General features: G+C 53.6%; 1 tRNA gene. It reads right to left on the reverse strand.

What is annotated here, in order from left to right:
* Nucleotides 1-77: transfer RNA gene (locus HB860_RS22095), tRNA-Arg, on the reverse strand.
* Between the last annotated feature and the right edge of the window lie 173 nt (nucleotides 78-250).

Below are 250 nucleotides of genomic sequence, written 5' to 3' on the forward strand. Positions count from 1 at the left end.
TGGTGCGCCCGAGAGGATTCGAACCTCTGACCACCTGGTTCGTAGCCAGGTACTCTATCCAGCTGAGCTACGGGCGCCCTGATTTAAAGCGATAAAAAAAGCTTACTCAACAGTAAGCCTTTTCTAGCGCACCGACCTGCTGACGGTCGATACATGACTCATCGTGAGTCTAATATGGTGCGCCCGAGAGGATTCGAACCTCTGACCACCTGGTTCGTAGCCAGGTACTCTATCCAGCTGAGCTACGGGC

This window comes from Aeromonas genomosp. paramedia (assembly GCF_023093515.1).
Lineage (GTDB): Bacteria > Pseudomonadota > Gammaproteobacteria > Enterobacterales > Aeromonadaceae > Aeromonas.